The organism is Aquabacterium sp. (assembly GCF_036273115.1).
Classification (GTDB): Bacteria; Pseudomonadota; Gammaproteobacteria; order Burkholderiales; family Burkholderiaceae_C; genus Aquabacterium.
The window spans coordinates 15,101-38,020 of sequence record NZ_DASUIN010000018.1; the positions used below are offsets into that span (position 1 = coordinate 15,101).

A 22,920-nucleotide genomic window follows, 5' to 3' on the forward strand; every position below is an offset into this window, starting at 1 on the left:
CAGGCGTCTACCAGGGCCGGCCTTATTAGGATAGATCCATGAGCAGCGACCTGATCAAACACATTACCGACGCATCGTTCGAAGCCGATGTTCTGCAATCCGCCCAGCCTGTGCTGGTGGACTACTGGGCTGAATGGTGCGGCCCTTGCAAAATGATCGCCCCCATCCTTGACGAAATCGCCAAGGATTACAACGGTCGCCTGAATGTGGCCAAAATGAACGTGGACCAAAACCGCGACGTGCCAGCCAAGTTCGGCATCCGTGGCATTCCCACCCTCATGATTTTCAAGGGTGGTCAGCTGGCCGCCACCAAGGTTGGCGCCCTGTCCAAAGCGCAACTGACCGCCTTCATTGACGGCAACCTGTGATTTCGCACTGAAATCTTTCCTATAATCTGCGTACTGGCCAAGGTTTTTGGCCGGTACCAGGTCAGCCAGATAGTGCAACATTGTCTGGCGGGGGCTGTCGACAAGACACAAAAGTCCCCCCCTCCCACCTTTTACCCACGGTACGCTTTCTGCAATCAGCAGCACCCGCGTGTTGCCTACCTGCAGCTTTCATCCAGGGTCCCAATCCATGCACCTTTCAGAACTGAAGGCACTGCACATCTCCAAATTGGTTGAGATGGCGGAAGCTTTGGAGATCGAAAACGTCGCTCGCATGCGCAAGCAAGAGCTGATGTTCGCGATCATGAAGAAACGCGCCAAGGCCGGCGAACAGGTCTTCGGTGACGGCGTGCTCGAAGTGTTGCCTGACGGCTTCGGCTTCCTGCGCTCGCTTGACACCAGCTTCCTGGCCAGCACGGACGACATCTACCTGTCGCCCAGCCAGGTGCGTCGCTTCAACCTGCACACTGGCGACATGATCGAAGGCGAAGTGCGCGTGCCCAAAGATGGCGAGCGTTACTTTGCTCTGGTCAAGGTCGATCGCGTCAACGGCATCTCGCCCGAAGTCAACAAGAACAAGTTGATGTTCGAAAACTTGACGCCTTTGTTCCCTGAAGAGCAGTTCAAGCTCGAACGGGAAGGCGCCAACGGCAAGCACGACGACAACGTCACCAGCCGCATCATTGACCTGATCGCCCCCATCGGCAAAGGTCAGCGTGCGCTGTTGGTCGCGCCGCCCAAGAGCGGTAAGACCGTGATGATGAAGAACCTGGCTCACGCTCTGGTTGCAAACCACCCTGAAGTGCACCTGATCGTGCTGCTGGTGGACGAGCGCCCTGAGGAAGTGACCGAAATGCAGCGCACGGTGCGCGGCGAAGTCATCAGCTCGACCTTCGACGAGCCCGCTCAGCGTCACGTGCAGGTTGCTGAAATGGTGATCGAGCGCGCCAAGCGCCTGGTGGAGCTCAAGAAAGACGTCGTCATTCTGCTCGACTCGATCACCCGCCTGGCCCGCGCCTATAACAACGTGCTGCCCAGCTCCGGCAAGGTGCTGACCGGCGGTGTGGACTCCAACGCCCTGCAGCGCCCCAAGCGCTTCTTCGGTGCAGCCCGTAACGTGGAAGAAGGTGGTTCGCTGACCATCATCGGTACCGCGCTGGTCGACACCGGCAGCCGCATGGACGAAGTGATCTACGAAGAGTTCAAGGGCACCGGCAACTGCGAAATCCACCTGGATCGTCGCATGGCCGAAAAGCGCGTGTACCCCTCGATCCTGATCAACAAGTCGGGTACCCGCCGCGAAGAGCTCCTGCTGAAGCCTGAAATCCTGCAAAAGAGCTGGATTTTGCGCAAGCTGCTCTACCCCATGGACGAAATCGAGGCGATGGAGTTCGTTCTCGACAAAATGCGCTCCACCAAGAACAACCACGACTTCTTCGACATGATGCGTCGTGGCGGTTGAGCGCCCGCAGGAAGCCGCCCTCGCCTGAAGGCCGCTTCCTGTTGAGCCGGGCTGAAACGCTTTTCTTTTCAGTTTCGTGCTAGAATGTTCGTTTTTCCGGCTGTCGGAAAGTGCTTGACGCGGTGTCAAGTGGCTCCCGATGATGCAAACAGCAAGAGGTTTTCATATGCCAAAGCAAGGTATTCACCCCAACTATCGCGAAGTCGTGTTCCTGGACCAGTCCAACGGCTTCAAGTTCGTGACCCGTTCCTGCGCTCCCACCAAGGAGACCATCAAGCTGGAAGACGGCCGTGAACTGCCCCTGTTCAAGCTGGAAACCTCTTCCGAATCGCACGCTTTCTACACCGGTACCCAAAAGTCGGTGGACTCGCTGGGCGGCCGCGTGGAAAAGTTCCGCAACAAGTTCGCGCAGTTCCGCAAGTAATATCCGTTCAAGGGGGAAGGCTGCGGTCTCCCCTGTTGTCGGTACGCACAAGGGCAGCCCAGGCTGCCCTTTTTACTTGTATCGTGCCATCTTCTTCCATCCAGACGTTTCACTGAATTCTCAGGATGAGCCAATCGCACCATGCCCCAACCGTGACCCCCGCCCTGGTCACTCAGAAAGCGGTACGCCGACTCCCTCGGTGGGCCTTGCTTCTGTTTTGCGCGGCTTACATCCTGCCGGGCTTGTTCGGGCGTGACCCGTGGAAGAACGAAGACATTGCCTCCTTCGGGCACATGTGGAGTGTGGCCTTGGGCCAGGCTTCTTGGCTGCATCCCAACGTCGGCGGGGTGTTGCCCACGTCGGGTGGCGTGTTGCCCTACTGGTTGGGAAGTGCGTCCATCTTGCTGTTCAACGGCTGGCTCGATCCGGCTCTGGCTGCTCGCATCCCGTTTGCGCTTTTGTTGACCGCGGTACTGGCCCTGACCTGGTACACCACCTTTCATTTGGCGCGTACCGATGCCGCCCAGCCATTGCCATTGGCATTTGGCGGCGAAGCCGCGCCCATTGACTATGCACGTGCGGTGGCAGACGGCGCCCTGCTGGCCCTGATTGCCTCATTGGGCTTGCTCCAACTGGGCCATGAAACAACCCCTGAACTGCTGCAACTGACCGGCAGCACCCTTTTCCTTTACAGCCTTGCGGCTGCCCAGACTCGCCCTTGGCCGGCGCGTATCGCTACTTTGGCCAGTCTGCCCATCATGGCGGCAAGCGGCAGCCCCACCGTCGCCTTGCTGCTGGGCTTGACGGGCTTGGTCATCTGCGGCCGTTCCCGCCACGCCGAGATGCGCCAGCATCTGGTCTGGGTGCTCGGAGCCTGGGCGCTGTCCCTGATCCTGGCTACCGCGTTGACCCAATTGGATCTGCCCGGTTGGTCATGGCGCGTGGGTTCACATTTCGTGTTGAAGGACATGGTGGGCCTTGTCATCTGGTTCACATGGCCCACCCTGCCCCTGGCTGCGCTGACAGTGTGGCATTGGCGCCGTCAGACCATGCGCCGCCATATTGCCGTGCCGCTGCTGTCCGCGGTGGTGGGTTTTGCCGCTGCGGTGGTCATGGGCGCCAACGACCGTGCCTTGCTCCAGGCCTTGCCTGCCTTGGCCGTTCTCGCGGCATTTGCCTTGCCTATTCTTCAGCGAGGCTTGGGCGCGGCGCTCGACTGGTTCTCGGTCTTTTTCTTCACCATCTGCGCTGCCGCCATCTGGCTGATTTATGTGGCCATGCATACCGGCATGCCCGCCAAGACCGCTGCAAACGTGGCCAAGCTGGTGCCAGGGTATCAAGTTCAGTACTCCACCTTGGCACTGGTGTTGGGCATCGCGGGCACCGTGGCCTGGTTGGCTCTGGTTCGCTGGCGCACGGCGCGTCACAGTCATGCACTGTGGAAAAGCCTGGTACTGCCCGCCGGTGGTGTAGCGCTGTGCTGGTTGCTTTTCCTGACCTTGTGGTTGCCCGTGCTCGACCAGGCTCGTAGCTACCGCTTGCTGCTGTCTCGGGTTCAAGCTGTGGTGCCTGCCAGCGAATGCATCCATGCTCCGGGGGCATCCGTGGGGCTACTCACTGGGCTCGAATACTTCGGTGGTTATCAGGTCGATGGCCGCCCACTGGGCTTCAACGCCTCCAGCACCTTGCTCAACACCGGGCGCGCCTGCAACATCATTGTGCTGCGCATGTCCGCGCACCAGCCGGGGCCGGAAATGATTGGTTGGACCAAAGTGGCCCAACTCAACCAGCGTACGCGGAATTCAGAATCGGTTGCCATCTATCGGCGCAGAGGCGGCGAATCACATTGACCTGACAGCCAAGAAGCACGCAAGCGGTTGCGCGCCTCATGGCCTGGGTCATTGATCTCAAATCAGCCGTACGCGTACAGAGGGCACGGTCAAGGTGAAGGTCGAGCCCTTGCCGGGTTCGCTGCTCACGCGCAACTCGCCACCATGGCGCTGGACCACATGCTTGACGATCGACAGGCCCAAGCCCGTGCCGCCGGTGTCTCGTGACCTGCTGCCATCCACTCGGTAGAAGCGTTCGGTCAAGCGGGGAATGTGCTCCGCTGGGATGCCGATGCCTCCGTCCGTGACGGAAAACTCCGCGCCGCCCTCAGGCAAGCACACCCATTTCACATCGATCTTGCAGCCCTCTGGGGTGTAGCGAACAGCGTTGGACACCAGGTTGCCCATTGCGCTGAGCCACTCGCCTTCCACGCCCGCGATCTCCATCGACTTGCCCTTGCCATCAATCGTGAACGTCATCGGGTGACGTTCACGCGACAAGGCCAGACCGTCGGTCTCGACACGCTTCATCAGGTCAGCGACCTTCAACCAACGGTCTGACGCGGGGCGCGGACTGCCTTCGATCTGCGCCAGAGTCAGCAAATCAGATACCAGGCCTTGCATGCGATCGGCCTGCTGTGCCATCAAGCCGATCACCCGCTTGCGCTCCACCTCGGTCAAAGGCAAAGAGCCCAAGGTTTCAATGAATCCGTTGAGCACGGTCAGCGGCGTTCTGATCTCGTGCGACACGTTGGCCACGAAATCTCGGCGCATGTTTTCTGCCCGCTCCCGCTCGGTAATGTCTTGAGACAAGACCAGTTTCAGGCCCTCGCCATACACCCGCACCTGAACCAGCAGATATCCCTGGCCTCTTGGGGTCAGGCATTTCACGGGCTCGCGGAAATCGCCCGTTTGCAGGTATTGAACGAAGGTGGGTTGTCGAATCAGGTTCGTGACCCGCTGCTGCAAGTCACGCTGTGGGTCCAACCCGAAATGGTCAGCCCCAGACGGACTGATCCAGGTGATGTGGTCACCAGCATCCAGCAACAACACCCCTACTGGCGAGGCTTCAATCGCTGAAAGGAACTGCCCCAGGCGGGCGCGCTCCAGCTGAATGCGATCATCGCGAAGGCGGATGACCCGATGCACCCGGTGGGCCAACTCGCCCCACATGCCCGGCAAATTGGGCGGCATGGCCTCGGGTGTGCGCAACCAGTCGAGCAACTGGTGTGCTTTCAAAGTATCAAACAGCGATTGCGCCACCACCGCGGCGGCACCGCATGCCAGGCTCATTGAGGCGGGATGCCCGAAGTGCCCTCCAACCCACCAGCCCAGGGCTCCGCCTGCGCCAGCGACGAGCAGGCGTGAGCCAACCCGCGACAGCAGCCACGAATCAGATGTATCCACGATGAGGGCCCGGTTCAGGCGGCGTTAGCGACCTGTTGAGTCAGTCGGTAACCAGCGCCACGCACGGTTTCGATGAGCTGGGAGCGTTGCACAGGCGCCAGCGCCTCGCGCAGACGCTTGACGTGTACGTCCACCGTACGCTCTTCAATGAACACGTGGTCGCCCCAGACACGATCCAGCAACTGCGCACGGCTATGCACGCGCTCCGGATGGGTCATGAAAAAGTGCAGCAGCTTGAACTCGGTGGGCCCGATCTTGACTTCTTGCTCGCCGCGGCACACTCGACGAGTGGAGGGGTCCAGGCGCAGCTCGGCAATTTCCACGGCCGAATCCAGAGCCTGTGGGGCCTTGCGACGCAGCACTGCACGCACGCGTGCCATCAACTCATGCGTTGAAAACGGTTTGGTCAGGTAGTCGTCTGCACCGGCGTCCAGGCCAGCCACCTTGTCCACTTCTTCCGCACGAGCAGTCAGCATGATGATTGGCAAATCACGCGTGCGGGGGGTGCCACGCCAACGCTTGGCCAGGGCCAAACCCGACTGACCTGGCAGCATCCAGTCCAGCAACACGAGATCGGGCAGGACTCGATCGATTTCAGTCTGGGCATGGTCGGCCGAGTTGGCCACCACCACCTCGAAACCGGAATGGCGCAAGTTCAGAGAAATCAACTCTGCAATCGCAACTTCGTCTTCCACCACCAACACACGGCTCATGGCTTGCTCCCGATATTCTTATTTGATGATGGACTCGACAGCCTCAGGGCTGTTGTGTCGAACGTCCAAACCCTTGACGATGTAGATCACCTGCTCGGCCAGGTTTTTCGCGTGGTCACCCACACGCTCAATGGCTTTGGCCACGAACACGAGGTCGATCGACGCGGAAATGGTGCGTGGATCTTCCATCATGTAGGTGATCAGCTTGCGCATCAGGCCATCGAACTCGGCGTCGATTTCGTTGTCACTCTTGATCACTTCCAGAGCGGTCAAGGTGTCGAGGCGGGCAAAGGCATCAAGCGCCTTACGCAGCGAAGCGGTAGCCAGATTGGCCTCGAACGACACGTCGCTCACCGGCAGACGCAGTCGGCTCGACACACCCGTGTTGATCAGGCGTTGCACCGTGCGTGCAATGCGAGCGGCCTCGTCACCGACGCGTTCGAGGTTGCCGATGGTCTTGGAAATGGCAATCAGCAGGCGCAGATCGCGCGCGGTGGGCTGGCGACGGGCAATGATGGTCGACAGGTCAGCGTCGATGGCCATTTCCATCTGGTTCACGCGCTCTTCCTGCTCGAGCACCGATGCCGATGTCTCCTCGCTGAAGTGAGTCAACGCGTAGATGGCTTGAGCCACTTGCGATTCGACCAGGCCACCCATTTCCAGCACGCGGGTAGAGATCCCGCTGAGTTCCACGTCAAACTGGCTGGACAAGTGCTTCTCGGTCATGTCGGATACTCCGTCAGAATTGTTTTGTGCTTGTTTCGATACTACTGAGACTCACTATCGATCAGCCGAAACGGCCGGTGATGTAGTCTTCCGTTTCGGTGCGCTTGGGCTTCATGAAGATGTCGGTGGTCTGACCGAATTCAATCAGTTCGCCCAGGTACATGTAAGCGGTGTAGTCCGAACAACGGGCGGCCTGCTGCATGTTGTGGGTCACGATCAGCACGGTGTAGTCATCCTTGAGTTCATGGATGAGCTCTTCGATCTTGCCGGTCGAGATCGGGTCCAGGGCCGAGCAAGGTTCGTCCAGCAGCAGCACTTCGGGCTTGATCGCAATGCCGCGGGCAATGCACAAACGCTGCTGCTGACCACCCGACAGACCGGAACCGCTCTGGTTGAGCTTGTCTTTCACTTCGTTCCACAGAGCGGCCTTTTTCAAGGCCCATTCCACGCGTTCGTCCATTTCGACGCGCGACAGGTTTTCGAACAGGCGCACACCGAAGGCAATGTTCTCGTAGATCGACATCGGGAACGGCGTGGGCTTCTGAAACACCATGCCCACCTTGGCACGAATCAGAGACACGTCTTCCTTGGTGGTCAAGATATCCTGGCCATCCAGCAAGATCTGGCCTTCTGCACGTTGCTCAGGATACAGCTCGAACATGCGGTTGAATGTGCGCAACAGGGTCGACTTGCCGCAACCAGAGGGACCGATGAAGGCGGTGACCTTGTTCTCGGGCAGCTCCATGTTCACGTTCTTCAGAGCGTGGAACTTGCCGTAGAAAAAATTCAGATTGCGAACCGACAGCTTGGACTTCGGCTGTGTCGAGGTTTGAACCTTGGCATCCATTGAGGAAACTCCAGAAATATTCTTTTGCTACAGCGCCAGATCAGCGCTGACGGAACAGGGTGCGAGCCAGCACGTTCAACACCAGCACCCCGATCGTGATCAGGAACACGCCGGCCCAGGCCAGCTTCTGCCAGTTTTCGTAGGGGCTCATGGCGAACTTGAAGATGGTCACGGGCAGGCTGGCCATCGGGCCGCCCAGATCCGAATTCCAGAACTGGTTGGACAAGGCCGTGAACAGCAGAGGAGCGGTTTCACCGGAAATACGGGCCACAGCCAGCAGCACGCCGGTGATCACACCTGCACGAGCCGACTTCAGCGTGATGGTGAGAATCACTCGCCATTTGGGGGTGCCCAGTGCATAAGCGGCTTCACGCAAAGCGTTGGGAACCAGGGCCAGCATGTTTTCGGTGGTACGAATGACCACCGGCACCACAATCAAAGCCAGGGCCAGAACGCCTGCCCAACCCGAGAAGGTCTTGCTACGTGCCACCACCGTGGAATACACAAACAGGCCGATGACGATGGATGGTGCAGACAGCAGAATGTCGTTGATGAATCGGGTCACACTGCCCAACCAGCCGCTTTGACCGTATTCAGCCAGATACACGCCAGCCATCACGCCTACAGGCGTTCCGATCAAGGTTGCCAGCCCCACCATCATCAACGAGCCCATGATGGCGTTGGCCAGGCCCCCATCCTCTTGTGGCGCGGGCGTCATCTGTGTGAACGTGGCCAGTGTCAGCCCGTCCATGCCCAGGCGAACAGTCTCAACCAGAATCCACACCAGCCAGACCAGGCCAAAAGCCATGGCAGCCAGCGACAAGGTCAGCGCCAGCGCGTTGATGCGCTTGCGGCGGTTGTGCTTGGCAATGCGATAAGAACTGGTCGATGTCATGCGCGGGCTCCTTCAGCCTTCTTCAGCTTGGCCAACAGCAGTTTGGAAAATGCCAGCACCACAAAGGTGATGAAGAACAGAATCAGGCCCAGGTAGATCAGCGAAGCCTGATGCAGACCCTCGCCTGCTTCAGCGAACTCGTTGGCCAGCGCCGAGGTGATGCTGTTGGCAGCCTCGAACACCGACAGCGAATTCAACTGGTTCATGTTGCCGATGACGAAGGTGACTGCCATGGTTTCACCCAGAGCACGCCCCAAACCCAGCATGATGCCGCCGACCACACCCGTCTTGGTGTAAGGCAACACCACCTTCGACACCACTTCCCAGGTGGTCGAACCCAGACCGTAAGCCGACTCCTTCAGCAGCGGAGGAGTGACTTCAAACACATCGCGCATCACCGAGGCAATGAACGGAATGATCATGATGGCCAGAATGATGCCGGCCGACAAAATACCGATGCCCACAGGTGGGCCGGAGAAAAACGCGCCCAGATAAGGCACGCCTTCCGTCAAGGTTTGCAGAGGCTGCTGAACGTAAGTCGACAAGATGGGACCAAACACCAGCAGGCCCCACATGCCGTAAACAATCGACGGCACCGCCGCCAGCAACTCCACCGCAATGCCCAGAGGGCGCTTCAGCCAGGCTGGCGACAGCTCAGTCAGGAACATGGCAATGCCGAAACTCACGGGCACTGCGATCAGCAAGGCAATGAACGAGGTCATCAGCGTGCCGTAGATCATCACCAGGCCGCCGTACTGCTCTTGCACGGGGTCCCAATCGGCACGCCACAAAAAGCTCAGGCCATATTCGTGAATGGCAGGCCAGGCGCCAATGACCAGCGAAATGATGATGCCGGCCAGAATCGACAAAGTCAGAATGGCTGCACCGCGAGCCAGCAATGCAAACACCGCATCAGCCCAGGGAGCATTGACGCGTCGAACGGGAGGATTGGTCATGGGTTGTCGCTTCTGTTGTTGTCGGGCAGGAGGGGCCGAATCGTCCATATCGGCTGGCAAGATGGCTGTCATGGGCAGGCTCCGTCGAGCAAGAAGCGTTACTACTGTCAGAAATACAAGACAAAACCGAAAGCCTCCTGGCCAGGAAGCTTTCGGCTGAGGGTGAGCTGATTACTTGTAGCTCACGGTTTTGCCAGCGGCGTCGGTCAGACCAGCCCATTGCTTACGGACCAGATCCTTTACGTTGGCCGGCAGTGGCACGTATTCCAGATCAGCAGCGCTCTTGTCACCCGAGGTGTAAGCCCAGTCAAAGAACTTCAGGGTGGCTGCAGCTTGTGCTGGCTTGTCCTGGCGCTTGTGCATCAGGATGAAAGTCGCACCGCTGATGGGCCAGGCATTCTTGCCAGCCTGATTGGTCAGGATCTGGTAGAACGACTTGTTCCATTCGGCGCCAGCTGCGGCAGCCTTGAACGCTTCGTCATCAGGCTGAACGTAGTTGCCGTCGGCATTGCGCAGCGTGACGTGAGACATCTTGTTTTGCTTGGCGTAGGCGTATTCCACATAGCCAATCGAATTGGGCAGACGTTGCACGAAAGCCGAGACACCTTCGTTACCCTTGCCGCCTGCGCCGGTGGGCCAGTTCACCGAAGTGCCCTCACCCACCTTGGTCTTCCACTCGGCGTTGACCTTGCTCAGGTAGTTGGTGAAGATGAAGCTGGTACCGGAAGCATCGGCGCGGCGAACGGGGGCGATGGCCGAATCAGGCAGGGACACGCCAGGGTTCAGAGCCACGATGGCGGGGTCATTCCACTTCTTGATGTTGCCCAGGTAGATGTTGCCCAGCACTTCGCCGGTCAACTTCAACTGGCCAGGCTGCACACCCTTGATGTTCACCACAGGCACCACGCCACCGATCACGGTGGGGAACTGCATCAGGCCATCCTTGGCCAGTTCATCGTCTTTCAGGGGCATGTCAGAGGCACCGAAATCAACCGTCTTGGCCTTGATCTGCTTGATGCCGGCGCCAGAGCCCACCGATTGGTAATTGATGCGGGTACCGGTGGCCGTGTTGAACAGCGAGGCCCACTTGGCGTACACGGGAGCGGGGAAGCTGGCGCCAGCACCGGTGACGTCTTCAGCAAACACGCTTGCGCTCATCAGAGCCAAAGCAATCGCGGCAGTGGAGCGGATCAGTTTCAAAGTCATGTCTTCGCCTTTCGATGTCATGTGACAGTCAAATTTCAGTACGACGGACTTTAGGTGCGCATTGTGACGGCAACATGACAGATTCCAGCGGCGTTGTCATAAATGGATCTACTGAACAGCTCATTCATTTGTGACAAGGCGGTCATTTTTGCGTCACCCATCTGTCACATGACAGTCTTATCGTGCCCAGGTTCGCCTCAGATGACAGGCGTTTTACCTCACGGAGACTTCCATTATGACGAAACGCAACACGACTGCTCGCGCCTGTGCCGCCCTGTTCCTGGCTCTGGCTGCCGCAGCCATGACCGGGTGCGCTGGCCTCAAGCAAGATGCCGCAGCCACCGCTGCGTCTGCCGCACAAAACGCCGATTTGTCGACTTTCTACAAACTGGTGCAGCAAGCTGAGTTGGGCGACGTTCTGAACGGCAGCTCGCCCGTCACCGTTTTCGCGCCAACCAACGAAGCGTTCCAGGCCCTGCCCCCCGCGACCCTGGACAAGTTGGCCAAAGACCCGGCTCAACTGAAAGCGCTTTTGTCGTATCACATTGTGGCTGGCAAGGTACAGTCTGCCGCCATCACGGAAAACACCACGCTGAACACCGTCGGTGGCGGCAAGCTGAACGTGTCCAAGGCCGGTGAATTCATCACCATTGACGACGCCATGGTGACCCAGGCCGACGTGAGCACCAGCAACGGTGTGATTCACAAGATTGACCGCGTATTGACGCCCCCTGCGCCCAAGAAGTAATTCAAAACCGCGCGGGCCCATGAAAAAAGCGGACCTTCGGGTCCGCTTTGTCGTTGAGCAATCTGGTGCGGAGTCAGCGCACGACCGCATCAGCCAGGGCTTGCGCGCACTCGTCGGCCAATGCCTGTTCGCGCGCCTCGACCATCACCCGCAGCAAGGGCTCGGTGCCCGATGGGCGAATCAGGACACGGCCGCGGCCCTCCAGCAATCGACCCACCCGCTCTTGCTCCGAGGCCAGCGCCTGGCTGCTCTTCCAGTCTTGCCCCGCTTGCAAGCGCACGTTGATCAGGCGCTGAGGGAACAGCGACACGCCATCCAGCCATTCAGGCAAGCTGCGGCCCGTGCGGACCACGGCTTGCAGTACCTGCAACGCGCTGACAATGCCGTCACCCGTGGTGTGGCGATCCAGGGCCAACAAGTGGCCAGAGCCCTCCCCGCCCAGCTGCCAGCCGCGGTTGCTGAGTTCTTCCAGCACATAGCGGTCGCCCACCTTGGCGCGCACAAAGTCAATGCCTCGGCCCTTCAATGCCAGCTCCACGGCCATATTGGTCATCAAGGTGCCTACCGCGCCTGGCACGGACTGCCCTTGCTCCAGGCGGTCTGCCACCATGATGTACAGCAGTTCATCGCCATTGAGCAAACGTCCGTCAGCGCACACGATCTGCAGGCGGTCGGCGTCACCGTCCAGAGCAATGCCATAGTGCGCTTTGTGCTCGGCCACGGCTTTCACCAGGGCCTCTGGGTGAGTGGCCCCCACGCCATCATTGATGTTGACCCCATTGGGCGCACAGCCAATCGAAATGACCTCGGCGCCCAATTCGTGGAACACATTGGGCGCGACCTGGTAAGCAGCACCATGGGCGGCATCCACCACCAGCTTCAGGCCCTTGAGTGACAGGTGATTTGGAAACGTGGCCTTGCAGAACTCAATGTAGCGGCCTCGCGCGTCTTCCACACGGCGTACGCGCCCCAGGCTGGCAGAGTCTACCCACTGAGGCGCATCGTTCAAGGCCGCTTCTACCGCGATTTCCCAGTCATCGGGCAACTTTTCACCCTGCGCCGAGAAGAACTTGATGCCGTTGTCGGCAAACGGATTGTGCGAGGCACTGATCACCACGCCCAGGCTCTGACGCAGCGCCCGAGTCAGGTAGGCCACCCCTGGGGTGGGTAGCGGCCCGGTCATCAAGACATCGACCCCGGCCGAAGCAAAACCGGCTTCCAGCGCCGACTCGAGCATGTAGCCGGAAATACGGGTGTCTTTGCCAATCAGAACCGTGGGGCGCTGTTCAGTGCGCTTGAGCACCTGCCCTACGGCGTGCCCGAGCCGAAGAACGAAGTCAGGCGTAATGGGAGCCTGCCCTACGGTGCCGCGAATGCCATCCGTCCCGAAATACTGTCGTGCAGCCATCGTGTTTGTTTTGTCAGTTTGGTTGAGGCAAATAACTATTCTGCGCCCGAATCATGTCGATTCCAATAATCCGGCAGCGTGCCAGACCTTGATGGCGTCAACTGTTTCCGCCACATCGTGAACGCGAATGATCCGGCCCCCCCTTTGAATGGAGGCCAGCGCCGCAGCCAGGCTGGCAGCCAGTCGTTGCTCAACGGGCTTACCCGTGATCACCCCCAGGGTGGATTTGCGCGACCAGCCAATCAGCAGCGGAAATCCCAGATCCAGCAATTCGGCCTGGCGGCACCACAGATCGAGATTATGTTGCGGGGTCTTGCCAAAACCATATCCCGGATCCAAGGTGATTCGCTCTCGCGCAACCCCCTTATTGAGCAGCGTCTGGGCTCTTTCAGACAGGAATTGGCGTACTTCGGACACGGCGTCTACATAGCGCGGCGCTTGCTGCATGTCTTCCGGCTTGCCTTGCATGTGCATCAGGCACACGCCGCAGTTGGGGTGTGCCGCCACCAACTCCATGGCTCCGGCGGCACCCAGCGCACGGATGTCGTTGATGATGTCGGCACCTGCATCCAGCGCACGCGCCATGGTTTCGGTCTTGTAGGTGTCGATCGAAATAGGCACCTGCAATTGAACCGCCTCTCGCACGAGCCCACCAATGCGTGTCCATTCCTCCTCTGCGCTCAAGGCCGGAGCCCCCGGGCGACTCGACTCGCCGCCAATGTCGAGGATGTCTGCGCCGTCTTTCAGCAAGGCTTCGCAGTGGGCCAAGGCTGCCGAGGTAGTCTGGTGCTGCCCACCGTCAGAAAACGAGTCGGGGGTGACGTTCACAATGCCCATCACCAGGGGCTGAGACAGGTTCAGCTGGAAGCGGCCAGCCTGCCAGATGGGGGTGCTCATGGAATCGCTAGGCCCTTCGATGGGCAAGTGGTTTAGGCAATAGAAAACGGGGCTCGAAAGCCCCGTTGGTGATGCGGTTCAGCAAAATCAGGCTGCAGCCGGTGCGCCGTCGGTGTTCATCGGAGGCTTGTTGCCACCGTTGGGGCGCGACGAAGGCGACCAGTCTTTAGGCGGACGCGGTTCACGGCCAGACATGATGTCTTCGATCTGCTCCGCGTCGATGGTTTCCCATTCCAGCAGGGCCTTGGCCATGGCGTGCATCTTGTCCTGATTGTCTTCGATCAGCTTGCGGGCTTGCGCGTACTGCTCGTCGATGATGCGGCGGATTTCGTGGTCCACCTTCTGCATCGTCTCTTCAGACATGTTGGTCGTCTTGGTGATGGAGCGACCCAGGAACACTTCACCTTCGTTGTCGGCATAGACCATCGGGCCAAGCTCGTCGGTCATGCCGTAGCGGGTGACCATGTCGCGGGCGATGGCTGTGGCACGTTCGAAGTCGTTGCTGGCGCCGGTGGTCATCTGGTTCATGAACACTTCTTCAGCAATACGGCCACCGAACAGCACCGAAATGGTGTTGAGCATGCGGTCCTTGTCCATGCTGTAGCGGTCGCCTTCAGGCAACTGCATGGTCACACCCAGCGCACGACCGCGCGGAATGATGGTGACCTTGTGGACCGGATCGGTCTTGGGCAGCAAGCGAGCCACCAGGGCGTGACCTGCTTCGTGATACGCCGTGTTCTTGCGCTCTTCCTCGGGCATGACCATGGACTTGCGCTCGGGGCCCATCATGATCTTGTCCTTGGCCTTCTCGAAGTCCTGCATTTCCACCACGCGGCCGTTGCGGCGCGCGGCAAACAACGCAGCTTCGTTGACCAGGTTGGCCAGATCAGCACCCGAGAAACCAGGGGTGCCACGGGCGAGGATGTCGGCACGAACGTCTTGACCCACGGGCACCTTGCGAATGTGCACGTTCAGGATCTGCTCACGACCACGCACATCAGGCAGGGTCACGTACACCTGGCGGTCGAAACGACCAGGACGCAGCAAAGCGGGGTCGAGGATGTCAGGACGGTTGGTCGCGGCAATCACGATCACGCCCAGATTGGTCTCGAAGCCGTCCATCTCCACCAGCATCTGGTTGAGGGTTTGTTCGCGCTCGTCGTTACCGCCGCCCAAACCAGCGCCACGGTGGCGACCCACCGCGTCGATTTCGTCGACGAAGATGATGCAAGGCGCATTCTTCTTGGCTTGCTCGAACATGTCGCGAACGCGGGCAGCACCCACACCCACGAACATTTCAACGAAGTCAGAACCCGAGATGGTGAAGAACGGAACCTTGGCTTCGCCGGCAATCGACTTGGCCAGCAAGGTCTTACCCGTGCCAGGGGGACCAACCATCAGCACGCCGCGAGGAATGCGGCCGCCCAGTTTCTGGAACTTCTGAGGGTCGCGCAGGAAGTCAACCAATTCCTTGACTTCTTCCTTGGCTTCGTCGCAACCAGCCACATCGGCAAAGGTCACGTTGTTGTTGGTGTCGTCCAGCATGCGGGCACGGCTCTTACCGAAGCTGAATGCTCCGCCCTTGCCGCCGCCTTGCATCTGGCGCATGAAATAGATCCACACGCCGATCAGCAGCAGCATGGGGCCCCAAGACATCAGCAAGCCCACGATCAGGGACTGCTCTTCGCGAGGCTTGACATCGAACTTGACGCCATTGCTGATCAGATCGCCAACCAGACCGCGGTCCAGATAGGTGGCGGTACTGCGAATGCGCTTGTCGTCAGTTGTGGTGGCCAGGATCTCGGTGCCGCCACCGCCTTCCTGCAGGGTGACCGCCTTGATGCGCTTGGCGCGCACCTCTTCCAGGAAGTCGGAATACCCGATTTGTGTGGCGCCCGTGGCGGCGCGATCGAACTGCTTGAACACGGTGAACAGCACAAGTGCCACCACCAGCCAAACAGCAACTTTCGAGAACCATTGATTGTTCACCGCGGCTCCTTCATCCAATCTGAAAAACCACATCCAGCCGCTTACCAGGTGCAGTCTTCGCGGTACATATGGGCAATTCTAGGGGAATCAAGAGGCCACCTGTGTAACGCGATCCTGAGTTTAGGCGGAGTTTTCCGCCCCATTCCCCCTCTGGGAACAAAACAACACGCGGTCAGCGGTTTTTCAGGCCAATTCCCACCAAAAAGGTTTCTGCCGATTTGTCTCGCGAGGCCTTGGGTTTGATCGGTTTCACCACGCGGAAAGCCTGGCGGAACATCTCGACCAGCTGGCTGTAGCCGCTGCCGTGGAACACCTTGCACACCAGTGCGCCGTCGGGCTTCATGTGGTTTTGGGCGAAATCGATGGCCAGTTCGATCAGGTGTTCGACACGGGCACTGTCGGAAACATCAATGCCACTCAAATTGGGGGCCATATCGGAAATGACCACGTCCACCGGGCGATCGCCGACTAATTCGGTCAATTGATTCAAAACCGATTCCTCGCGGAAATCGCCTTGAATGAATTGCACGCCTTCAATGGGTTCGAAATCCAGCAAGTCGAGCGCAATGATGGTGCCGTTGAGCTCACCCACGGCCGCGCCACCGGTGCCAGCGTCCTTCGGCGCGAATTTGCGACGCACGTACTGGCTCCAGGCGCCGGGTGCGGCGCCCAGGTCCACCACGAGCTGGCCGGGCTTGATCAGCTGCAACTGCTCGTCAATTTCCTTGATCTTGTAGGCAGCCCGCGAGCGATAGCCCTCTTTCTGGGCCAATCTGACGTACGGATCGTGAATGTGATCGTTCAGCCAGGCCTTGTTGATCTTTTTACTTTTGCTTTTGACTTTCATGGCTGGGATAATACGCAGATGCCTGCGATTCAACTAACAACTGCCGAGCGCAAAGTCCACCGGGCTGATGCGCACCACCTGGACCCCGTCGTCATGATCGGCGGCGATGGCCTCACCCCTGCGGTTCTGAAGGAAGCCGATTCCGCCCTCAAGGCGCACGGCCTGATCAAGATCCGCGTTTTGGGTGACGACCGCGAAGCCCGCGAAACGATGTACGTCCAATTGTGCGACCAACTCAATGCCGCACCGATTCAACACATTGGCAAATTGCTGGTGCTGTGGCGCCCCATTCCTGAAAAGGCCGATGCCGAAACCAAGGAAAACCGCAAGCCTGGCCCGCGCGAGGTCAAGATTCTGAAGTTTTCCAAGAGTGGCACTCGCCGCCCTGAAATCAAGAAAGTTCAGGTTATGGGGAACCAACGTGTCACGGCGGGTGGCCTGATCAAGCGCGCCAAAAAGCGTGTGACCAGCAAGAAGCCTTCCTGATTCGACCTGCCCGGCTTGCCAAAGCCGGTGCACCGAAATGCATCACGCCGCATCAGCGGCGTTTTTTATGTCTGTCAGGAAGACGCGCGACCGTTCAGGCGCCACGACAGCGCCAGCAACACCACGATCTTCAGCCAGAACAGGCTGGCCGAAATGCCATGCAAGGCACCAAACGACAAGCGCGTGGGCTGCCCGGCTTTCGCGGCTTCCATGGCGGGTTGCAGCGCGAACTGGCCCAACACCGTCAGGAACAAGGCCAGCAGTACCAACACCAGTTCGGCTGACATGGCCGAGCCGTTGCCCGTGCCCTGCTCTTCCTGTTTGCGAACGCGCTGGCGCTCCAGCACGAACAGCGCAATGGCCACGAACAGGCTGATGCGAGCCTCGACCGCAAAAATGCGTCCGGCCCCCAGCCCCGCCATGTCACGGCTTAGCACCGCAAACAACGACGGGGCAGCCACTGCGCCCACGGCCAAGGTGCAGCCAGCCCACAGGCCGGCCAGCCAGATTTGAACGCGTGCGAGAGACGGCTTCACTGGGCTCAGATGTAGCGAACTTCGATGATTTCGTAGCTGCGGGCACCACCAGGAGCCTGCACCACGGCCACGTCACCTGCCTCCTTGCCGATCAAGGCGCGCGCAATGGGCGAGCTGATTGAGATCAGGCCTTGCTTCAGGTCGGCTTCGTCGTCGCCCACGATCTGGTAGGTCACCACATCGCCTGTGGCTTCGATTTCCATTTCAACGGTGGCGCCAAACACCACGCGGCCACCAGCATCCAGTGCTGCTGGGTCGATGATTTGAGCTGCAGACAGCTTGCCTTCGATTTCGTTGATGCGACCTTCGATGAAGCCTTGCTTGTCCTTGGCGGCATCGTATTCGGCGTTTTCAGACAGGTCACCTTGGGCACGGGCCTCGGCGATGGCTTGCACCACGGCAGGACGCTCAACGTGCTTCAAGCGGTGCAGTTCTTCCTTCAGCTTTTCTGCGCCGCGCTTGGTGATTGGAATGGTCGACATGGTGTGTCTCGCAAAAAAATACGGGTCTGAAATGAACGGAGCCGCTGCCCATGAAATCCAGGGAAGTTTCCAAGGATCACATTCGGGCGCGGCCCACGTGGAATGTTTGAATCGGGCGGCTGACCGCCCGAACAAACGCACAGTTTAGTGCAGTTTGGCGTGCAACTCTTGCAGCGAATACACCACCAGGTCGTCCTGGTGCTTCAACGCTTCAACAGCGGCTTCGCAGCCTGCCATGGTCGTGTAGTAGGTCACACGGTTGGCCAAAGCGGCCTGACGGATGCTGCGCGAGTCAGCAATCGCGGTGCGGGTTTCGTCCACGGTGGTGAACACCAGTTGAATCTCGCCAGCCTTGATGGCGTCAGAGATGTGCGGACGGCCGTCCTTCACCTTGTTCACGGGCTTCACAGGCACACCAGCGGCGGCGATGGCTGCTGCGGTGCCCTTGGTGGCCACCACATTGAAGCCCAGGGCGATCAGGTCCTTGGCGACGGCCACGGCACGTGCCTTGTCACCATCCTTGACGGAGATGCACACGGTGCCCTTGGTGGGCAGACGCGAACCAGCGCCCAGCTGCGACTTCAGCATGGCTTCGCCGAAGGTGTCGCCCACGCCCATCACTTCGCCGGTCGAACGCATTTCTGGGCCGAGGACGGGGTCCACGCCTGGGAACTTGTTGAACGGGAAGACGGCTTCCTTGACGGTGAAGTAAGGAGGCACCACTTCGCGAGGGGCCTTGCCATCGGGGGACTTCTGGTCCTTCAGCTTCTGGCCGGCCATGCAACGTGCGGCAATCTTGGCCAGAGGCTGACCGGTGGCCTTGGACACGTAAGGCACGGTACGCGAGGCACGTGGGTTCACTTCCAGCACGTACACAGTGGCGTCGTTCAAGCCCTTGGTCACATCGCCTTGGATGGCGAACTGAACGTTCATCAAACCGACCACGTTCAGGGCCTTGGCCATGACAGCGGTCTGACGACGCAGCTCGTCTTGCAGCTCAGCGCTCAGGGTGTAAGGAGGCAGCGAGCAAGCCGAGTCACCAGAGTGAACGCCAGCCTGTTCGATGTGCTCCATGATGCCGCCGATCATGGTGTCGGTGCCATCAGCAATGCAGTCCACGTCGACTTCAACCGCGTCGTTCAGGAAGCGGTCCAGCAGCACAGGCGACTTCTCGGAGACACGGACGGCTTCGCGCATGTAGCGCTCGAGGTCCTTGTCGCCGTGCACGATTTCCATCGCGCGGCCACCCAACACGTAGGAAGGACGCACCACCAATGGGTAGCCAATTTCGTTGGCCAGCTTGATGGCTTCGTCTTCGGTGCGAGCGGTGCGGTTAGGCGGCTGCTTCAGGCCCAGCTTGTGCAGCAGAGCTTGGAAGCGCTCGCGGTCTTCCGCGATGTCGATGCTGTCTGGGGTGGTGCCGATGATAGGCACGCCATTGGCTTCCAGGTCCAGCGCCAACTTCAGAGGGGTCTGACCACCGTACTGAACGATCACGCCAACAGGCTTTTCCTTGTCAACGATTTCCAGCACGTCTTCCAGGGTGACGGGCTCGAAGTACAGACGATCAGAGGTGTCGTAGTCGGTCGAAACGGTCTCTGGGTTGCAGTTGACCATGATGGTTTCGTAACCGTCTTCGCGCATGGCCAAAGCGGCGTGCACGCAGCAGTAGTCGAACTCGATACCTTGACCAATGCGGTTCGGGCCACCGCCCAACACCATGATCTTCTTCTTGTCCGTCGGATCGGCTTCGCACTCGCCGCCCAGCGTCTCGTAGCACGAGTACATGTAGGCAGTTTGCGTCGAGAACTCGGCGGCGCAGGTGTCCACGCGCTTGTAGACCGGGCGCACGTTCAGGGCGTGACGCGCACGACGCACGTCATGCTGGTTGGTGCCCATCAGCTTGGCCAGGCGGCGGTCCGAGAAGCCCTTTTGCTTCAGGTAACGCATCTCGGCAGCGCTCAGCGTTTCCAGCTTGCGCGCCCGGACGTCGGCTTCGGTCTTGACGATGTCTTCGATCTGGGCGAGGAACCAGGGATCGATCTTCGTTTCTTCGAAGATCTCGTCCAAGCTCAGGCCGATGCGGAAAGCGTCACCCAGGAAGCGAATGCGCTCGGGGCCAGGCTCGCCGATTTCCTGCAGGATCTCTTCGCGATCGTTGCTGATCTCGGTCAGGCCATCGATGCCGGTTTCCAGGCCGCGCAGGGCCTTCTGGAAGGACTCCTGGAAGGTGCGGCCCATGGCCATCACTTCGCCCACGGACTTCATCTGCGTGGTCAGGCGGCTGTCGGCAGCGGGGAACTTCTCGAAGGCGAAACGCGGGATCTTGGTGACCACGTAATCGATCGAAGGCTCGAACGAGGCGGGGGTTGCGCCACCGGTGATGTCGTTCTTCAACTCGTCGAGCGTGTAGCCGACCGACAGCTTGGCCGCGATCTTGGCGATCGGGAAGCCGGTGGCCTTGGAGGCCAGCGCCGACGAACGCGACACGCGCGGGTTCATCTCGATCACGACCATGCGGCCGTCAACGGGGTTGATCGAGAACTGCACGTTGGAGCCGCCGGTCTCCACGCCGATTTCGCGCAGGATGGCGATCGAGGCATTGCGCAGCAGCTGGTATTCGCGGTCGGTCAGGGTCTGAGCCGGGGCCACGGTGATGGAGTCACCCGTGTGGATGCCCATGGGATCCAGGTTTTCGATCGAGCACACGATGATGCAGTTGTCCGCCTTGTCGCGAACCACCTCCATCTCGTACTCTTTCCAGCCGATGAGCGACTCTTCGATCAGCAACTCATTGGTGGGCGACAGGTCGATGCCACGCTTGCAGATCTCTTCGAACTCTTCGGGGTTGTAGGCAATGCCGCCACCGGTGCCACCCAGCGTGAAGCTGGGGCGGATCACCATGGGGAAGCCGGAGCCACCGATTTCGGCCTGGATGCGCTTTTGCACCGCCCAGGCCTCTTCCAGCGAGTGGGCGATGCCGGACTTGGCCGAGCCCAGACCGATGGAGGTCATCGCGTCCTTGAACTTCAGGCGGTCTTCGGCCTTTTCGATCGCGTGCTCGTTGGCACCGATCATCTCGACCTTGTACTTGTCCAGCACGCCGTGCTTGTGCAGATCCAGGGCGCAGTTCAGCGCGGTCTGGCCGCCCATGGTCGGCAGGATCGCGTCAGGACGCTCCTTGGCGATGATGCGCTCGACCACCTGCCAGGTGATGGGCTCGATGTAGGTGACGTCGGCCGTGTTCGGGTCCGTCATGATGGTCGCAGGGTTGCTGTTGACCAGGATGACCTTGTAACCCTCTTCACGCAGGGCCTTGCAAGCCTGTGCGCCGGAGTAGTCGAATTCGCAGGCCTGACCGATGATGATCGGGCCGGCGCCGATGATGAGGATGCTCTTGATGTCTGTGCGCTTAGGCATTGTTCTTCTCCATCAGCGCAGTGAAACGATCGAACAGGTAGCTGATGTCATGCGGTCCGGGCGAAGCTTCAGGGTGACCCTGGAAGCAGAAAGCGGGCTTGTCGGTACGGGCCAGGCCTTGCAGCGTGCCGTCAAACAGCGAGATGTGCGTAGCGCGCAGGTTGGCGGGCAGCGTCTTCTCATCCACGGCGAAACCGTGGTTCTGACTGGTGATGCTGACGCGACCGGTGTCCAGGTCCTTCACGGGGTGGTTGCCGCCGTGGTGGCCGAACTTCATCTTGAAGGTCCTGGCGCCAGAGGCCAGGGCCATGATCTGGTGACCCAGGCAGATGCCGAAGGTCGGGATGCCGGTTTCGATCAGTTCCTTGGCAGCAGCGATGGCGTAATCGCAGGGCTCAGGATCCCCAGGGCCATTGGACAGGAAGATGCCATCAGGCTTGTACTTCAGCACTTCAGCAGCGGGCGTCTTGGCGGGCACCACGGTGACCTTGCAGCCGCGCTCGGCCAGCATGCGCAGGATGTTGCGCTTGACGCCGAAGTCATAGGCCACCACGTGGAAGCGAGGGGCGGTCTGCTTGCCGAAACCGGGCTTGCCACCCAGTTCAGCGTTGGCCAGCTTCCATTCGGTTTCATCCCACTGACCGGCTTCAGCGCGGGTCACGACCTGGGCCAGATCCTGGCCGGCCATGCTGGGCGCAGCCTTGGCCTTGGCGACGGCATCGGCGATCACGGCATCGGTCACAGCCTGACCGACCGGCAGGGCGACGATCGCACCGTTCTGGGCACCCTTGGTGCGCAGCAGGCGGGTCAGCTTGCGGGTATCGATGTTGGCGATACCGACGGTGCCCTCGGCTTGCAGGTACTGCGACAGAGTCTGGGTCTGGCGGAAGTTGGAAGTGCGGATGGGCAGATCCTTGATGATCAGACCAGCGGCATGGACTTTCGAGGCTTCGACGTCTTCACCGTTGACACCGTAGTTGCCGATGTGCGGATACGTCAGTGTGACGATCTGTTGGCAATAACTGGGGTCGGTGAGGATTTCCTGGTAGCCGGTGAGCGAGGTGTTGAACACCACTTCTCCGACTGTGTGACCGGCAGCGCCGATCGAAGTGCCTGGAAAGACCGTGCCGTCTGCGAGGGCCAGAAGAGCTTGGGGCAGGACGGGCAGCACGGGTTCGTTCTCCGTTTGTTGTGCGCGCCTGGCTCACCTTTGCGCCTTGGTCACAGCCTGCGTGCAACGGCACATGGCCGGGACA

General features: G+C 59.9%; 21 protein-coding genes. 6 read left to right on the top strand and 15 right to left on the bottom strand.

Annotated elements, in window-relative coordinates:
• The first annotated feature begins 38 nt into the window (after window positions 1–38).
• The 4 genes from trxA to VFW72_RS06875 all read left to right on the top strand — a co-directional run bounded on the left by trxA (window position 39) and on the right by VFW72_RS06875 (window position 4,122).
• Entirely contained in the window at window positions 39–368 is a 330-nt protein-coding gene (gene trxA / locus VFW72_RS06860; RefSeq protein ID WP_329673541.1) for a thioredoxin TrxA, read from the top strand.
• Window positions 369–576: 208 nt separating this feature from the next.
• Window positions 577–1,848, top strand: a complete 1,272-nt coding sequence (rho, locus tag VFW72_RS06865) for a transcription termination factor Rho (RefSeq protein ID WP_329673542.1) — start codon at window positions 577–579, stop codon at window positions 1,846–1,848.
• 166 nt (window positions 1,849–2,014) lie between these two features.
• Window positions 2,015–2,272, top strand: coding sequence for a type B 50S ribosomal protein L31 (locus tag VFW72_RS06870; protein ID WP_035034285.1), 258 nt, complete (start codon window positions 2,015–2,017; stop codon window positions 2,270–2,272).
• Between the two features lie 125 nt (window positions 2,273–2,397).
• On the top strand, window positions 2,398–4,122 hold the full coding sequence (locus VFW72_RS06875; RefSeq protein ID WP_329673543.1) for a hypothetical protein: 1,725 nt from the start codon (window positions 2,398–2,400) through the stop codon (window positions 4,120–4,122).
• A 57-nt stretch (window positions 4,123–4,179) separates the two neighbouring features.
• On the opposite strand, the gene phoR is transcribed toward VFW72_RS06875, so the two are convergent.
• The 7 genes from phoR to pstS all read right to left on the bottom strand — a co-directional run bounded on the left by phoR (window position 4,180) and on the right by pstS (window position 10,851).
• On the bottom strand, window positions 4,180–5,508 hold the full coding sequence (phoR, locus tag VFW72_RS06880) for a phosphate regulon sensor histidine kinase PhoR (protein WP_329673544.1): 1,329 nt from the start codon (window positions 5,506–5,508) through the stop codon (window positions 4,180–4,182).
• 14 nt (window positions 5,509–5,522) lie between these two features.
• Window positions 5,523–6,221 carry a phosphate regulon transcriptional regulator PhoB gene (gene phoB, locus VFW72_RS06885; RefSeq protein WP_329673545.1) on the bottom strand — a complete coding sequence of 233 codons (699 nt, stop codon included), beginning with the start codon at window positions 6,219–6,221 and terminating at the stop codon, window positions 5,523–5,525.
• Between the two features lie 18 nt (window positions 6,222–6,239).
• Window positions 6,240–6,947 carry a phosphate signaling complex protein PhoU gene (gene phoU / locus VFW72_RS06890; RefSeq protein WP_329673546.1) on the bottom strand — a complete coding sequence of 236 codons (708 nt, stop codon included), beginning with the start codon at window positions 6,945–6,947 and terminating at the stop codon, window positions 6,240–6,242.
• A 61-nt stretch (window positions 6,948–7,008) separates the two neighbouring features.
• Window positions 7,009–7,794, bottom strand: coding sequence for a phosphate ABC transporter ATP-binding protein PstB (pstB, locus tag VFW72_RS06895; RefSeq protein ID WP_329673547.1), 786 nt, complete (start codon window positions 7,792–7,794; stop codon window positions 7,009–7,011).
• A 40-nt stretch (window positions 7,795–7,834) separates the two neighbouring features.
• Window positions 7,835–8,689, bottom strand: a complete 855-nt coding sequence (gene pstA, locus VFW72_RS06900; RefSeq protein ID WP_329673548.1) for a phosphate ABC transporter permease PstA — start codon at window positions 8,687–8,689, stop codon at window positions 7,835–7,837.
• A complete protein-coding gene (gene pstC, locus VFW72_RS06905) occupies window positions 8,686–9,645 on the bottom strand; it encodes a phosphate ABC transporter permease PstC (protein WP_329673560.1) in 960 nt (319 codons plus the stop codon). Before pstC ends, pstA begins: the two co-directional genes overlap by 4 nt.
• A 171-nt stretch (window positions 9,646–9,816) precedes the next feature.
• Complete coding sequence (pstS, locus tag VFW72_RS06910; protein ID WP_329673549.1) at window positions 9,817–10,851, bottom strand: phosphate ABC transporter substrate-binding protein PstS; 1,035 nt, start codon at window positions 10,849–10,851, stop codon at window positions 9,817–9,819.
• Between the two features lie 235 nt (window positions 10,852–11,086).
• Here pstS and VFW72_RS06915 point away from each other — a divergent pair, with 235 nt between their 5' ends.
• The gene (locus tag VFW72_RS06915) at window positions 11,087–11,599 is read left to right on the top strand and encodes a fasciclin domain-containing protein (protein ID WP_329673550.1); all 513 of its coding nucleotides are present in this window, start codon (window positions 11,087–11,089) and stop codon (window positions 11,597–11,599) included.
• A 73-nt stretch (window positions 11,600–11,672) separates the two neighbouring features.
• On the opposite strand, the gene glmM is transcribed toward VFW72_RS06915, so the two are convergent.
• The 4 genes from glmM to VFW72_RS06935 all read right to left on the bottom strand — a co-directional run bounded on the left by glmM (window position 11,673) and on the right by VFW72_RS06935 (window position 16,740).
• Window positions 11,673–13,007, bottom strand: a complete 1,335-nt coding sequence (gene glmM, locus VFW72_RS06920; protein WP_329673551.1) for a phosphoglucosamine mutase — start codon at window positions 13,005–13,007, stop codon at window positions 11,673–11,675.
• A gap of 51 nt (window positions 13,008–13,058) precedes the next feature.
• Window positions 13,059–13,904, bottom strand: a complete 846-nt coding sequence (gene folP / locus VFW72_RS06925) for a dihydropteroate synthase (protein ID WP_329673552.1) — start codon at window positions 13,902–13,904, stop codon at window positions 13,059–13,061.
• Window positions 13,905–13,991: 87 nt separating this feature from the next.
• Window positions 13,992–15,893 (bottom strand): ATP-dependent zinc metalloprotease FtsH, encoded by a 1,902-nt coding sequence (gene ftsH, locus VFW72_RS06930; protein ID WP_329673553.1) that lies wholly within the window; start codon window positions 15,891–15,893, stop codon window positions 13,992–13,994.
• A 172-nt stretch (window positions 15,894–16,065) separates the two neighbouring features.
• The gene (locus VFW72_RS06935; RefSeq protein WP_329673554.1) at window positions 16,066–16,740 is read right to left on the bottom strand and encodes an RlmE family RNA methyltransferase; all 675 of its coding nucleotides are present in this window, start codon (window positions 16,738–16,740) and stop codon (window positions 16,066–16,068) included.
• Between the two features lie 18 nt (window positions 16,741–16,758).
• Between VFW72_RS06935 and VFW72_RS06940 the strand changes: the two genes are divergently transcribed.
• A complete protein-coding gene (locus VFW72_RS06940; RefSeq protein WP_329673555.1) occupies window positions 16,759–17,226 on the top strand; it encodes a YhbY family RNA-binding protein in 468 nt (155 codons plus the stop codon).
• 74 nt (window positions 17,227–17,300) lie between these two features.
• On the opposite strand, the gene VFW72_RS06945 is transcribed toward VFW72_RS06940, so the two are convergent.
• From VFW72_RS06945 to carA, 4 genes are all read right to left on the bottom strand, one after another.
• Complete coding sequence (locus tag VFW72_RS06945; RefSeq protein WP_329673556.1) at window positions 17,301–17,762, bottom strand: DUF4149 domain-containing protein; 462 nt, start codon at window positions 17,760–17,762, stop codon at window positions 17,301–17,303.
• A 5-nt stretch (window positions 17,763–17,767) separates the two neighbouring features.
• Window positions 17,768–18,244, bottom strand: coding sequence for a transcription elongation factor GreA (gene greA / locus VFW72_RS06950; RefSeq protein ID WP_329673557.1), 477 nt, complete (start codon window positions 18,242–18,244; stop codon window positions 17,768–17,770).
• Between the two features lie 144 nt (window positions 18,245–18,388).
• The gene (gene carB / locus VFW72_RS06955) at window positions 18,389–21,664 is read right to left on the bottom strand and encodes a carbamoyl-phosphate synthase large subunit (protein WP_329673558.1); all 3,276 of its coding nucleotides are present in this window, start codon (window positions 21,662–21,664) and stop codon (window positions 18,389–18,391) included.
• Window positions 21,657–22,835, bottom strand: coding sequence for a glutamine-hydrolyzing carbamoyl-phosphate synthase small subunit (gene carA / locus VFW72_RS06960; RefSeq protein ID WP_329673559.1), 1,179 nt, complete (start codon window positions 22,833–22,835; stop codon window positions 21,657–21,659). The genes carB and carA overlap by 8 nt, the downstream gene beginning before the upstream one ends.
• Between the last annotated feature and the right edge of the window lie 85 nt (window positions 22,836–22,920).